This window comes from Thermomonas sp. LB-4, from assembly GCF_036409385.1.
In the GTDB taxonomy this organism is placed as follows: Bacteria; Pseudomonadota; Gammaproteobacteria; order Xanthomonadales; family Xanthomonadaceae; genus Thermomonas.
The window spans coordinates 119,765-133,439 of sequence record NZ_JAXOFT010000001.1 but is presented as its reverse complement, the minus strand read 5'-3'; the positions used below and the strand labels follow the sequence as shown (position 1 = coordinate 133,439).

Here is a 13,675-nt window from a genome sequence, read left to right as displayed (position 1 = left end):
GTATCAGGCGGCGTAGGGCACGTCGCGCAGCAGCAGGGCGACCACGTCGTCGGCGGACTTCTGCTCCGCTTCGGCCACGAACGACAGCAGCAGGCGGTGGCGCATCACCGGCGCGGCCAGCGCCATCACGTCGTCTCGGGTGGCGGCCAGGCGGCCGTGCAGCAGCGCCCGCGCCTTCGAGGCCAGCACCAGCGACTGCCCGGCGCGCGGGCCGGCGCCCCAGCGCACGTACTTGCGCACGTCTTCCGGCGCGCCCGCATCACGTGGGCGGCTGGCGCGCACCAGCCGGGTGATCCAGTCCAGCAGGTCTTCGCCCAGGTGCACCTCGCGCACCAGCGCCTGCAGCGCCAGCACCTCGCTGCCGTCCATCACCGTCGGCACCTGCGCACTGGCGCTGCCGGTGGTCTGGGCGATGATCGCGCGCTCCTCGGCGGCGTCCGGGTAGTCCACCTTCACGTGCAACAGGAAGCGGTCCAGCTGCGCTTCCGGCAGCGGATAGGTGCCGGCCTGTTCCAGTGGGTTCTGGGTGGCCAGCACGAAGAACGGCGCCGGCAGCGGGTAGGTGGTGCCGGCATAGCTGACGGTGCGTTCGGCCATCGCCTCCAGCAGCGCGGCCTGGGTCTTGGGCGGGGTGCGGTTCAGCTCATCGGCCAGCAGCAGGTTGGTGAACACGGGGCCCTGCTGGAAGCGGAACGCGCGCCGCCCGGTGCCGTGGTCTTCCTCCAGCAGCTCGGTGCCGAGGATGTCGCTGGGCATCAGGTCGGGGGTGAACTGCACGCGCCGGAACTGCAGCGCCAGCGCCTGCCCCAGCGAACGCACCAGCAGGGTCTTGCCGAGGCCGGGCACGCCTTCCAGCAGGCAGTGGCCGGAGGCCAGCAGGCCGATCAGCAGCTGCTCCACCACCGCCTGCTGGCCCACCACGGCCTGGCCGATCGCCGCCCGCAATCGTTCGAGGCGCTGGAACTGCTGCTGGAGGCTGGCTTCGCTTGCGGCAAGGGTCATGGCGGTTTCCGATTCAGGACAGCAGGGCATACATCACGATATTGACGCCGAAGCGGGTGTTGTCTTCGGCCAGGAAGCGCTTGTTGCGCCAGTCGTAGTCCCACTCGCAGCCGTAGTCCTTGTTGCTGTAGAGCAGGCCCAGGCGGCCGTCGAACTCGATGCCCTTCAGGTAGTCGTGGACCAGGTCGTCGCCCCAGCCGTTGAGCTCGAAGCCGGTGGCCGGCGGGCCTTCCGGGAACTTGAAGAAACTCGAATACAGCGGGTGCGCATTGGGCAGCTTCTTCAACGCGGCCTTGCCGAAGATCGCCGCCATCTGCGCCTCGAACGACTTGGCGAACAATCCGTCGATGTCGTGGTTGCAGTCGTCCACGAACACGAAGCCGCCGTTGCGCAGGTAGCGCTCGAAATTGCGCCGCTCGGCCGGGTTGAACTCCACCAGCTTGTGCCCGGCGAGGTAGCAGAACGGCGCCTGCAGCATCTTCGGGTCGGACAGCTCCACCACGTGTTCCTTCGGGTCCACCCGCAGCGAGGTGTAGTCGATCAGCGAGGTGATCAGGTTGGACGGCATCCGCGCGTCCACGTCCCAGTCGCCGGAGTCGTACTTCAGGCGGGTGAACCAGAAATCGTAGCGGCCGGACTGCGCGAACGCCGGCGATACCAGAGCGCCCGCGGCTGCTCCGAGCAGCAGCCGCAGGAACCCGGCGCGGGTCATGGCATGGCCCGGCTCAGACCGCATCCGACAGCGAGGTGAAGGTGAAGTCGCGCAGGCGCATCGGCGGGATCATCATCACGAAGCTGGATTCGTCGCCGGCCACGCGCACCGGCTTGCCCAGCTCGTCGATGTTGTTGAGCATGATCACCGGCGACTCGTTGAAGCGGAAGTTCTTCACCGGGTGCTTGATCTGGCCGTTCTCGATGTAGAAAGTGCCGTCGCGGGTCAGGCCGGTGAGCAGCACGGTCTGCGGATCGACCATCCGGATGTACCAGGTGCGGGTGACCAGGATGCCCTTCTGGGTGCCCTTGACCAGGTCGGCGATGGACTTGTCGCCGCCGCCCATCAGCAGGTTGCCGGGGCGCGCGTTGGCGGTCTTGCCCTGCTTCTCCGCCCAGTAGCGCGAGTAGTTGAGGTTGGCGATGCGGCCGTCCTTGATGATGTCCATGCGCTCGCGCGGCAGGCCTTCGCCGTCCCACGGCAGCACCGGTGCGTCCGGATGCCACGGGTCGGAATGCAGGTTGACGCGCGGGTCGTAGACCAGTTCGCCCAACTTGTTGCCGCCGCCCTTCCTGGACAGGAAGCTGCGGCCCTCGTCGGCGCTGCGCGCGTCGAAGAAATTCATCATGAAGCTGATCAGGCCGGCGGCCGCGGCCGGCTCCAGGATCACCGTGTACTTGCCCGGTTCCAGCGCCTTGGCGTCGGCCGAGGCCAGCGCCTTGCGCTTGGCGATCTCGATGTCCTGCGCAGCGCGGAAATCCGCGGCGTCCTTGAGGTTGCGGCCCACCCAGCCGGAACCGCGGCCATCCTCGGTGCGCACGGTGCAGGTGTAGTTGAAGCCGGTGGCGCGCTGGTAGCCGAAGTTGCCCTTGCTGTTGGCGAAGGCGACGAAGCTCTGGCCGTCCTCCAGGAAGCCCGCGGCAATCAGCTTTTCGGCCTTGCACGGGGCGATGGAATCGGCGGCCACCTGGGCGCGGAACTCCGGGTCGATGGCGGCGGTGGACTCGCTGAAGGTCGGGCTGGCGCGGTAGCTCTGCTTCTCGAGGATCGGCATGTACTCCGGGTTTTCCGGCGCCAGCCGCGCCAGGTCCTCGGCGCGACGCACCACCCGCTCCAGCGCGGCGTCGTCGAACTCGTTGATGCTGGCCATGCCCACGCGCTTGCCGAACGCCACCGACACCGACAGGCTGGTGTCTTCGACGATGCCGCTGGTGGACACGTTGTTCAGGGCGAAGCGGATGTTGCCTTCGACCGATCCGGACAGCGAGGCGCTGCATTCGTCGGCCTTGGAGAGGGCGATGACCTTGTCGAGGATGGCCTTGGCCTGCGCTTCGGTGAGGATGCTCATGTAGGTGTTTCTCCTGGCAGCGCGGAGCGGGCTCCGCGGCTCTTGGTGATGGGGTGGGATCGACGATCCGATGCCGCCGGTCTGATCCGGCCCTGCAGGGTTCAACCCAGGTTGCGCGCGGTGTTGATGACGTTGATGCCGTTGAAGCGGGCGGTGGACGAGCCATGCGACACCGCCGACACCTGGCCGGGCTGGCCCTTGCCGTCGAAGAACGAACCGCCCAGGCGGTAGTCGCGCTCGTCGGCGATGGCCGCGCAGGCGTTCCAGAACTCCGGCGTGCGGATCTGGTAGGCCACGTCCTCCAGCGGGCGGGTCACCCTGCCGTCCTTGATTTCATAGAACAGCTGGCCGCCGAACTGTGCGTTGTAGCGCTGCTGGTCGATCGAGAACGAACCGTCGCCGACGATGTAGATGCCGTTCTCCACGTCCTTCACCAGGTCATCCACCGACAGCTTCTGCCTGCCGGGCGCCAGCGAGACGTTGGCCATGCGCTGGAACTGCACGCTGGACCAGGAATCGGCATAGCAGCAGCCGTCGGACTCGGTCTTGCCGAGGATGTGGGCCTGGTCGCGGATGGTCTGGTAGTCCACCAGCTTGCCGGCCTGGATCAGGTCCCAGCGCTTGCACTTCACGCCTTCATCGTCGAAGCCGACCGCGCCCAGGCTGCCGGGCTGGGTCTTGTCGGCGAAGATGTCGACCAGCTCGCTGCCGTACTGGAAGCGCTGCTCGCGCTTCTCCAGCGTGGCGAAGCTGGTGCCGGCGTAGTTGGCCTCGTAGCCCAGCACGCGGTCCAGCTCCAGCGGATGGCCAACCGCTTCGTGGATGGTCAGCCAGGTGTGCGACGGGTCCAGCACCAGGTCGTACTTGCCCGGCTTCACCGAAGCGGCCTTGAGCTTTTCCTGCGCGTGCCTGGCGGCGGCGATGGCATCCTCGCGCATGTCGTAGCTCTTGCCGTACACGGTCACGCCGTTCGGCAGCACGGTCTTGTCGGCGGCGTTGCCGTCCAGGTATTCGAAACCCATGCCCATCGGCGACGACAGGCCCGAGCGGCTGCGGAACTTGCCGCTGGCCTTGTCGATCACGGTCACGCTCATCGGCGCCCAGATGCGGTGCACGTCCTGGTCGATGTAGGAGCCGTCGGTGGAGGCGAAGTACTTCTGCTCGTTGATCGCGAACAGGGTGGAATTGACGAAGCTGGCGCCGGCCGCCATCGCCGCGGCGTTCACGCCCAGCAGCAGGTCGGCCTTGTCCTTCACCGGCACTTCCATCGCGTTCTTCACGATCGGCGTGCGCCAGCTGACCTCGCCGTAGCCCGGCGCCTTCGCCAGTTGCACCGGCGCGCTCTGGATCTTCGCGTTGGCCTTGGCGATCGCGGTGGCCTGGCGCGCGGCCTTGGCCACGCCGTCGGCGGTCAGGGTGTTGGTGGCGGCAAAGCCCCAGGCGCCGTTGGCGATGACGCGGATGCCCACGCCGGTGGACTCGCCGTTCATCACGCCCTGCACCTTGTTCTCGCGGGTCATCACCGCCTGCCGCAGGTAGCGGCCGATGCGCACGTCGCAATAGCTGGCGCCGGCGGCCCGGGCGGCCCCCATCGCCTCGTCGGCCAGGCGCTTCTTCAGCGCCGGGTCCAGCGGGATCAGCAGCTGTTCCGCCGCAATGGCATTCCCGAAGAACGACGGCAGCAGCAGGCCGCCGGCGGCAAGCCCGGTGAGGGCGAGGAATTCACGTCGTTGCAAGGCGGCTCTCCTGGTGGAAACGGGATGGGCGGTGCGGCGGATGGGGCAGGGTGGTCCAGCCCCCGATTCTTGCGGGCCGGGCGCAGGCCGCGCAAATGACTTTCGGCATGGCGCGCGGCTCAGCCCAGGCTGCGCGCGGTGTTGATGATGTTGATGCCGTCGAAGCGGGTGGTGGCCGCGCCGTGCGACACCGCCGACACCTGGCTGGGCTGGCCCTTGCCGTCGAAGAACGAGCCGCCCAGGCGGAAGTCGCGCGCATCGCAGATCGCGCTGCAGGCGTTCCAGAACTCCGGCGTGCGGATCTGGTAGGCGGCGTCCTCCACCATCTCCTTGATCTCGCCGTTGCGGATGCGGTAGTACAGCTGGCCGCCGAACTGCGCGTTGTAGCGCTGCTGGTCGATGGAATAGGAGCCGCGTCCGTGGATGTAGAGGCCGTTCTCCACGTCCTTGACCATCTGCGCCGGGGTCAGCGGCGCCTTGCCCGGCGCCAGCGAGACGTTGGCCATGCGCTGGAACTGCACGCTCTTCCACGAATCGGCATAGCTGCAGCCGTGCGAGGCGTCCTCGCCGAGGATGTGCACCTCGTCGCGGGTGGCCTGGTAATTGACCAGCACGCCGTCCTTCACCAGATCCCACTTGCGCGTCTTCACGCCCTCGTCGTCGTAGCCCACCGCGCCCAAGCTGTACGGCTCGGTCTTGTCGGCGGTGAAGTTGACGATGTCGCTGCCCCAGCGGAAGCCGGCCTCGCGCTTGTCCAGGGTGGCGAAGCTGGTGCCGGCGTAGTTGGCCTCGTAGCCCAGCACGCGGTCCAGCTCCAGCGGGTGGCCCACGTTCTCGTGGATGGTCAGGAACAGGTTGGACGGATCCAGCACCAGGTCGTACTTGCCCGGCTGCACCGACGGCGCCTTCAGCTTGGCCCGCGCCTGCTTCGCCGCGGCGATGGCGTCCTCCACCGGGTCGTAGGAACGGCCGTAGCCCACCACGCCGCCGGGCAGCTGGAACTTGCCGGACGCATCGCCGTCCAGGAATTCCCAGCCCATGCCCATCGGCGAGGACAGCCCGTTGCGGGTGCGGAACTTGCCGCTGGCCTTGTCGATGGCGGTGACGGTGAACGGCAGCCAGATGCGGTGCACGTCCTGGTCGATCCACGAGCCGTCGCTGGAGGCGAAGTATTTCTGTTCGTTGACCAGGAACAGCTGCGAATTGATGAAATCGGCGCCGGCATTGCGCGCGGCGGCATTCACCGCCAGCAGCAGCGCGGTCTTGTCCTTGACCGGCACCGCCATCGCGTTCTTGCGGATCGGCGTCTGCCAGCGCACCTCGCCAACGCCCGCCTGCGGCGCCAGTTGCACCGGCTGCTCACGCAGCCGCGCATTGGCGCGTGCCACCGCCAGCGCCCGCGCCACGGCCTCACGCATGCCGTCGGCGGTCTGCCGATGGGTGGCGGCAAAGCCCCAGGCACCATCCACGATCACCCGGATGCCAACGCCAGACGACTCGCTGTTGGTCACGTTCAGCACCCGGTCCTCGCGGGTCTGGATGGCCTGGTTGAGATAGCGCCCGATCCGCACGTCGCAATAACTGGCGCCGCCAACCCGCGCCTGCGCCAGCACCGCATCCGCCAGCGCCTTGTTCCTGGCCGCATCGGCCGGCACCAGCAGCTGCTCGGCCGCTATCAGCCGCGCATGCGGCAGCATCAGCCCGGCCAAGCCGAAGCCCGACAGGACGAGGAATTCGCGTCGTTGCATCCGTCTCTCCCCGCAGCGCTGCATCGCGCTGCCAGCGCTGGATTCTCGGCAGGCGGGGGAGGGGAGGGGAGTGTCTTTTGGCAGGGGTGGCACGGATGAGTAGCGCAAGAACTGCTGTTCCATGATTCGCCGGAGAAAAATCAGGACGCTGATTTCAGATCTGCTTGATGCTCTTTGGCAAACCAGTAAACGTCCGCGCGAGCCAAGTCGAATTTTTCTCCAAATATCATTGCGGCCTCGTAGGGCGGAAAGTCGGCAAAACATGACAGCTGCTCGTCGTCCAACCCAGCATCAAAGTGATCTATTGCGAAAAGATGCTTCATGGCCACGTCAAACATTTGCAGCCAGTCCCGATCAATAGCGTCCATTAGATGGCGTCCCGTATCATTTTTTCGCGATGCCGTGCAATGAATGAAGGTTCCGGCGCGAACTTGTCAGGCAGTGAAATTTTCTTGCCTTCCGCCGCCCAAAATATTTGTCGCAAAAAATCATCTTTTGAATTTTTTAAATGTTCTGAAAGAATTACACGATGATCGTCCGTTAGTGAAAATAGGTGCTTGTCGAACGCCTTATCATGAATCGCAGAAAGACAGAGACCATTTCCAGGATGAAGGCGAATCGTTGCATCTTCATTCCACGGCACGATATGGCTGGCAACAAGAAAAAGCCTGTCGCTAACGCTCGAAATGCAGCAGCGCTCACCGTAACTACTTAGTACCGCGCGACGGAAAAACGTCTGGCCGACACGCTGTTTCACAAGTGCTGCCCGCACATCACCGGTGAAGTCTCGCTCTTCAATCGGGAGGATCTCCGGTTCCGGAAGCTTCTTTTCCTTATGGATATAGGCAAGCAATTTCTCGCATTCTGCAATTACGGCCTCCCAGTCTGCATGGGCTTCTCCCCATATCTTTTTATCAAGGGATGAGGCATTGCCAAGGCCGACCCTACCGCTTTCAGTGATTTTCGGATCAAGGCTCGCGATGTTGAGGCACTTCATAGCTACCGCGCCTGGTGTACGGCCAATCATTTTGGAGAGCGCGATGATCTCTTTGTTCCGGCTATCCAATTGGCCGAACGGCATTTCGCAGTAAAGCTTGAAGGCAAGCATTGTCTGCTCGCGCGTCCAATTGCCTTTGGGGTTGAATGCGCCCTCGCGCACCCTGGTGATTTCAATCATGGACTGAGTCGGCGTTTATAGATGTTGTGACACGCACTTTGCAACATCGCCAATCATTGGCACAACTGCCGCTTCTAAAAAAACACGAGACAAACACACGGATCAGAGTCAGCTTTTCAACCCCGCACGCCGCCCACGCAGCCACGCGGTTGCATAACCAGCAACTCCCGCCGACACCAGCCCCAGCGGCAACGCCCCCGGTTCGCCTTCGGTGGTGACCATCATCACCAGCAGCGCCAGGCCAAGCGCGGCCACTGCCAGCGATGCCGTTTTCAGTGTCTTCGGTGTCATCTGTGTCTCCTGCCTTTGCAGGCGGGCAATGTGCCGGCGGACTGTGTGCTGGCCATGAAGCGGGCGAGGGCGGAGGCATTGCCCGCCGCGCCCCGCGTACGGCTCAGGCGTCTAGGCGCTGCGCCGGGTAGTCCTCTTCCTTCAGCGCCGCGATGGCGGCGTCCGCGCTGAAGCTGCCGCTGGCTTCCACTTCGCCCCTGGCCAGGTCCACGCGCACCTGCGCGGCGGGGTCCAGCGCGTGCAGGGCGCGGGTGATGGCGCTGACACAGTGCTGGCAGCTCATGTTTTCGACCTTGAACAGCATGGGGTTCTCCCGGTGTGGTGGATGCGGGCAGTGTCGGCCTTGCCACGGTGGCAAGGTCAAGCCTAGGCTGGGCGCTTGACCTTCCCATGTTGGGAAGGTGGAAGCTGGCCGCGAACATCATCGCAGCGAGGCCGTCATGACCACCGATTCCACGATCCAGCTGGGCATTACCGGGATGACCTGCGCCAGCTGCGTGGGCCGGGTGGAGAAGGCGCTGCGCAAAGTGGACGGGGTGGAGGAGGTGGCGGTGAACCTGGCCACCGAAGCGGCGACGGTGCGCGCGCCGGGCCTGCCGCTGGCGCAGCTGGTGGAAGCGGTGGAGCGCGCGGGCTATGGCGTGGCCGGCGACGATGTGCGCCTGTCGATCGAGGGCATGACCTGCGCGTCCTGCGTGGGGCGGGTGGAAAAGGCGCTGCGCAAGGTGCCGGGCGTGCTGTCCGCCAGCGTGAACCTGGCCACCGAATCGGCGCATGTACGCGTGCTGGCCGGCACGCCGGTGTCGGCGCTGCGCGCGGCGGTGGTGAAGGCAGGCTACCGGGTGCACGAGGACGCGCCGCAGCCGGCAGCCAGCGCCGGCATGCCGAAGGAACTGCGGCATGTGCTGTTGGCCGCGGCGCTATCGCTGCCGCTGGTGTTGCCGATGCTGCTGATGCCGCTGGGCGTGCACTGGCAGCTGCCGGGCTGGGTGCAGTGGCTGCTGGCCACGCCGGTGCAGTTCTGGCTGGGCGCGCGCTTCTACCGCGCCGGGTTCGCCGCGCTGCGCGCGCGCAGCGGCAATATGGACCAACTGGTGGCGCTGGGCACCAGCGCGGCCTATGGTCTGAGCGTGTTCCAGCTGCTGGCCTCCGCATCGGAGCACCACGCGCCGCCGCTCTACTTCGAATCCAGTGCCGTGGTCATCACCCTGATCCTGCTGGGCAAGTGGCTGGAGGCGCGCGCCAAGCGCCAGGCCACCGATGCGATCCGCGCCCTGCAGGCGCTGCGCCCGGACACCGCGCGGGTGCTGCGCGACGGCATCGAACAGGAACTGCCGCTGGCGGAAGTCGTGGTGGGCGATGCGGTGGTGATCCGCCCCGGCGAGCGGGTGCCGGTGGACGGCGTGGTGGTGGCAGGCCGCAGCCACGGCGACGAATCCCTGCTCACCGGCGAGTCGCTGCCGGTGCCGAAGGCGCCCGGCGATGCCGTCACCGGCGGCGCGGTGAACGGCGAGGGCCGGCTGCTGGTGCGGACCACCGCGGTAGGCACCGAGTCCGTGCTGGCACACATCGTGCGGCTGGTGGAGGACGCGCAGGCGAAGAAGGCGCCGATCCAGCGCGTGGTGGACCGGGTCAGCGCGGTGTTCGTGCCGGTGGTCATCGGCATTGCGCTGCTTACCGTGCTGGGCTGGGGCCTGGCCACCGGCGACTGGTCGCAGGCGCTGCTCAATGCGGTGGCGGTGCTGGTGATCGCCTGTCCCTGCGCGCTGGGCCTGGCCACGCCGGCGGCGGTGATGGCCGGCACCGGCGTGGCCGCGCGCGCCGGCATCCTGGTGAAGGACGTGGAAGCGCTGGAAACCACCCGCCAGCTGTGCAGCGTGGCCTTCGACAAAACCGGCACGCTGACCATGGGCAAGCCCGCGCTGATGCGGCTGCATGCGCTGGATGGCGATGACGCGAGCGTGCTGGCACTCGCCGCCGGCCTGCAGCAGGGCAGCGAACATCCGCTGGCGAAGGCGGTGCTGGCGGCAGCAACCGAACGCCCCGTCACGCTGGCGGACGTCACCGACATCGCTGCGGTCACCGGCCGTGGCGTGGAGGGCAGGGCGGGGCAGTCCCGGCTGGTGCTGGGGCATGCGCGCTGGATGGGCGAGCTGGGCATCGACCTCACGCCCGCGCAGGCGCAGGCGGATGCGGCATCGAACGCCGGGCAGACGCAGTCGTGGCTGGCCCGGGAAACCGGCGGCGAATGGCGCTTGCTGGGCCTGCTGGCGTTCGGCGACGCGCTGCGCCCGCAGTCGGCGGAGGCCATCGAGGCGCTGCACGCGATGGGCATCCGCCCGCTGATGCTGTCCGGCGACAACCGCGCCGCCGCCCGCGCGGTGGGCGCGCAGCTGGGGCTGGCCGACGACGAGGTGCGCGCGGAGCTGCTGCCGGCCGACAAGGTGGAGGCCATCCGACAGCTGGCGAAACAGGGCCCGGTGGGCATGGTGGGCGATGGCCTCAACGACGCGCCGGCGCTGGCCGCGGCGACGGTAGGGTTCGCGATGGGCAGCGGCACCGATGTGGCCATGCATGCCGCCGGCATCACCCTGATGCGGCCGGACCCGCGGCTGGTGGCCGACGCCATCGACATCTCCCGCCGCAGCGTGCGCAAGATCCACCAGAACCTGTTCTGGGCCTTCATCTACAACGTCATCGGCATCCCGCTGGCGGCGCTGGGCCTGCTGGACCCGATGATTGCCGGTGCAGCTATGGCGCTGTCCAGCGTCAGCGTGGTGACCAATGCATTGCTGCTGCGGCGCTGGTCGCCGCGGGCGCGCGACTGAGCCGCAAGGAGCACGACATGGCATCCAAACCCGTTCGCCCCGAACTGGCTGATGCGCTGGAGCAGGGCCTGCACAACATCGGCCAAGCCGCGGCGCTGACCGGCGTGTCGGCCAAGATGATCCGCCACTACGAGAGCATCGGGCTGATCGCGCCGGCGGCGCGCACCTTCGCCAACTATCGCCTGTACAACGAGGCCGATCTGCACCGGCTGCGCTTCATCAAGCGCGCACGCTCGCTGGGGTTTGCGGTCAAGCAGATCGAGGCGCTGCTGGCGCTGTGGGACGACCCCCGGCGCGCCAGCGCCGAGGTCAAGCAGCTGGCGCGCGCGCACGCCGCCGAACTGGGCGAGAAGATCCGTGAACTGCAGGCCATGCAGCGCACCCTGGAAACGCTGGCGCAGCGCTGCCACGGCGATGACCGGCCGACCTGCCCGATCCTGGACGACCTGGCGTCCTGACCGGTTGCGACGGAGCGGCCGGAATGGAAGCGGCCGCCCGCAGGAGGGCTTCCGCACCGGCCCTGGCGTTCGGCTGCGGCCCATCCCCGCATGAGAGAGCCCTGCGGTCGCGGCTGGAGTCCCTCCTGCAAAAACCGGAACTACCGAGACTTGCCCGAACGCGAGCGGGAAGTCCGCCTCCGAATTGCGGCATTCCCCGACCCCTGCGCACCCCCATCGACGATTGGCCGGGTAGCGCAGTTGCAGCAGGCTGCCCACATCGACCCGTGGAGCCGCGCGATGCGTCCGCTGCTGCTGATCGCCCTGCTGTTTGCGTTCCTGCCGCCCGCGCAGGCGGACAGCCTGTATCGCTGCATCGCGCGCGACGGCGCGGTGAGTTACCAGTCCCAGGCCTGCGCCGCGCAGCAGCGGCTGGACCGCGTGGTGGAATACCGGCCCGATCCGGTAGTGGCGCGCGTCGAACCCGCCTCCGCGATATCGCGCCGGCAACCGCGCCGGTATGCGGGCAGCGGGGGCACGCGCTCGGTCCGCGCCGTCAACACCCCGACCGCCAGCCAGCGCTGCCGCGCCGGCAAGGCCCGGCGCGAGGCGGCGCTGCAGCTGCTGGGCCTGAAGCGCACGTATGCCCAGCTCAGCGCGCTGGACGCCGATGTGCGCGCGGCCTGCACGGGCTACTGAATCACGCGCCGCCGGTGTGGCCTGCCGTCAGCGGTTGTCCGCAAGCGTGGTGTCGGTATGCGGAACCGTCCGCCACTTCGACAGGTCGTAGCCCAGCCCGCGCAGGCGCTGGCGCGCGCGCTCCAGGTCGGCCTGGGCCACGTCGTGCGAGCGGGCGAACACCCAGGCGTAGTCGCGGGCGTCGCGGGCCACCACCATCAGGCTGTAGTCGTCGCGCAGCCACGCGACCACGTACTGCGCCTTCATCGGCCCGAACACACGCACGTCCCAGACCGCGTTGCCGGTGCCGGGGCGCACCCGTGCCGGCGCTTCGATGTGCTTGCGCGGGCCGTCCGGGCGGCCGTGGTTGAAGGTGAGGGTGGTGCGGATGCTGCCGTCGCGGCGCAGTGTGTAGGTCTCCACCGCGTTCCACGCCTCGCGCTCGTAGCGGGTGGGGATGCCGCCCACCAGGTACCAGGTGCCCATGAAGCGGGCCAGGTCCACGTGCGGCACCGGGCGGATGGCGGGCAGGTTCGCGGCCACGCTGCCGACACACAGCAGCAGGGCCAGCCACCACCAGTGTCTTGCGGGCAGGCGTGCGGGCATGGCGGGACTCCGGTCAGGAACGCTCGAACAGATAGTGCGACACCATCCATTCCTGGCCGTCGGCGTAGCCGAACAGCTCGGCGCAGGCCATCCAGAACATCCGCCAGCGCTGGTACCACAGGCCGGCGGCGTCGCCATAGGCCTCGCGCAGGATCGCCATCACCTCGCTGCGGTGGGCGTCCTGGTGCTCAAGCCACTGGTTGGCGGTCTTCTCGTAGTGGGTGCCCTCCACCAGCCACTGCTGGCGGATCGCCAGCGGCCCCTGGAAGTGCAGCAGGGTGTCCGCCGCCGGCATCAGGCCACCGGTGAAGAAATGCCGGCCCATCCAGTTGTCGTCGCCCTGCGTCTCGAACGGGTAGAGCAGGGTGCGGTGCACGAAGATGTGCACGAACAGCCGGCCGCCCGGACGCAGCCAGCCGCCGATGCGGCCCAGCAGGCTGTCGTAGTTGCGCATGTGCTCGAACATTTCGACCGAGACGCAGCGGTCGAACGCGTCCGCGGGCAGGTCCAGCGTGTTCACGTCGCGGGTCAGCACGCGCACGTTGTCCAGCCCGCGCTCGCGGCAGCGCGCTTCGATGAAGCCGCGCTGGCCGTTGGAGTTGGACACCGCGGTGATGCGGGCGTTCGGGTAGCGCTCGGCCATCCACAGGGTCAGCGAGCCCCAGCCGCAGCCCAGCTCCAGGATGTCCTGGCCGTCGGCCAGCCCGGCGCGCTCGCAGTACAGCGCCAGCATCGCCTCCTCGGCCTGCGCCAGCGTTTCGTCGCCGCGCGGGTAGTAGCAGCAGGAGTACTTCAGCCGCGGCCCCAGACAATGGGTGAAGAACGCCGGCGGCAGCTCGTAGTGCTGGGCGTTGGCGGCCTCGGTCTCGATGGCCACCGGGCTGTGGCGCAGCTCGTCCAGACGGGCGCGCTGGCGTGCGGACTGGGCCTCCACCCCGCCGGCCAGCTCCTCCTTGAGGCGCTGCGCGCACAGGCGGCGGATGCCGGCGCGCAGGGCGGCGTCCGGCAGCCAGCCGCGTTCGGCCAGGCCCAGCAGGCCGGGGGCGGGAAGGTCGCGGGACAGCTGGTTGGCGTCCAGGGTGGCGGTGGTCATGGCGCGCGCGCTCCTTGTT

The 13,675-nt window shown here is 67.7% G+C and carries 14 protein-coding genes; 3 read left to right on the top strand and 11 right to left on the bottom strand.

Annotated elements, in window-relative coordinates; all coding sequences use genetic code 11:
• Nucleotides 1-3 precede the first annotated feature (3 nt).
• From SPK54_RS00675 to SPK54_RS00635, 9 genes are all read right to left on the bottom strand, one after another.
• Nucleotides 4-1,002, bottom strand: a complete 999-nt coding sequence (locus SPK54_RS00675) for a MoxR family ATPase (RefSeq protein ID WP_330946021.1) — start codon at nt 1,000-1,002, stop codon at nt 4-6.
• 13 nt (nt 1,003-1,015) lie between these two features.
• Nucleotides 1,016-1,714, bottom strand: coding sequence for a DUF4159 domain-containing protein (locus tag SPK54_RS00670; RefSeq protein ID WP_330946020.1), 699 nt, complete (start codon nt 1,712-1,714; stop codon nt 1,016-1,018).
• A gap of 13 nt (nt 1,715-1,727) precedes the next feature.
• Nucleotides 1,728-3,062: a TldD/PmbA family protein gene (locus SPK54_RS00665; protein ID WP_330946019.1), complete on the bottom strand. Its 1,335-nt coding sequence runs from the start codon at nt 3,060-3,062 to the stop codon at nt 1,728-1,730.
• A 101-nt stretch (nt 3,063-3,163) separates the two neighbouring features.
• Nucleotides 3,164-4,798, bottom strand: coding sequence for a TldD/PmbA family protein (locus tag SPK54_RS00660; protein WP_330946018.1), 1,635 nt, complete (start codon nt 4,796-4,798; stop codon nt 3,164-3,166).
• 119 nt (nt 4,799-4,917) lie between these two features.
• A complete protein-coding gene (locus tag SPK54_RS00655; protein WP_330946017.1) occupies nt 4,918-6,546 on the bottom strand; it encodes a TldD/PmbA family protein in 1,629 nt (542 codons plus the stop codon).
• Nucleotides 6,547-6,686: 140 nt separating this feature from the next.
• A complete protein-coding gene (locus SPK54_RS00650; protein ID WP_330946016.1) occupies nt 6,687-6,914 on the bottom strand; it encodes a hypothetical protein in 228 nt (75 codons plus the stop codon).
• Nucleotides 6,914-7,723 carry an HNH endonuclease gene (locus SPK54_RS00645; protein ID WP_330946015.1) on the bottom strand — a complete coding sequence of 270 codons (810 nt, stop codon included), beginning with the start codon at nt 7,721-7,723 and terminating at the stop codon, nt 6,914-6,916. The genes SPK54_RS00650 and SPK54_RS00645 overlap by 1 nt, the downstream gene beginning before the upstream one ends.
• 108 nt (nt 7,724-7,831) lie before the next feature.
• Nucleotides 7,832-8,014 carry a hypothetical protein gene (locus tag SPK54_RS00640; protein ID WP_330946014.1) on the bottom strand — a complete coding sequence of 61 codons (183 nt, stop codon included), beginning with the start codon at nt 8,012-8,014 and terminating at the stop codon, nt 7,832-7,834.
• Between the two features lie 103 nt (nt 8,015-8,117).
• The gene (locus SPK54_RS00635; protein ID WP_330946013.1) at nt 8,118-8,318 is read right to left on the bottom strand and encodes a heavy-metal-associated domain-containing protein; all 201 of its coding nucleotides are present in this window, start codon (nt 8,316-8,318) and stop codon (nt 8,118-8,120) included.
• Nucleotides 8,319-8,454: 136 nt separating this feature from the next.
• On the opposite strand from SPK54_RS00635, the gene SPK54_RS00630 reads away from it, so the two are divergent.
• The 3 genes from SPK54_RS00630 to SPK54_RS00620 all read left to right on the top strand — a co-directional run bounded on the left by SPK54_RS00630 (nt 8,455) and on the right by SPK54_RS00620 (nt 11,978).
• Nucleotides 8,455-10,842 (top strand): heavy metal translocating P-type ATPase, encoded by a 2,388-nt coding sequence (locus SPK54_RS00630; protein WP_330946011.1) that lies wholly within the window; start codon nt 8,455-8,457, stop codon nt 10,840-10,842.
• A 17-nt stretch (nt 10,843-10,859) separates the two neighbouring features.
• A complete protein-coding gene (gene cueR, locus SPK54_RS00625) occupies nt 10,860-11,300 on the top strand; it encodes a Cu(I)-responsive transcriptional regulator (protein ID WP_330946010.1) in 441 nt (146 codons plus the stop codon).
• A gap of 279 nt (nt 11,301-11,579) precedes the next feature.
• Nucleotides 11,580-11,978 carry a DUF4124 domain-containing protein gene (locus SPK54_RS00620; RefSeq protein ID WP_330946009.1) on the top strand — a complete coding sequence of 133 codons (399 nt, stop codon included), beginning with the start codon at nt 11,580-11,582 and terminating at the stop codon, nt 11,976-11,978.
• Between the two features lie 27 nt (nt 11,979-12,005).
• Here SPK54_RS00620 and SPK54_RS00615 read toward each other — a convergent pair whose 3' ends face one another.
• Entirely contained in the window at nt 12,006-12,563 is a 558-nt protein-coding gene (locus tag SPK54_RS00615) for a lipocalin family protein (RefSeq protein WP_330946008.1), read from the bottom strand.
• 13 nt (nt 12,564-12,576) lie between these two features.
• Nucleotides 12,577-13,656, bottom strand: a complete 1,080-nt coding sequence (locus SPK54_RS00610; protein WP_330946007.1) for a cyclopropane-fatty-acyl-phospholipid synthase family protein — start codon at nt 13,654-13,656, stop codon at nt 12,577-12,579.
• Between the last annotated feature and the right edge of the window lie 19 nt (nt 13,657-13,675).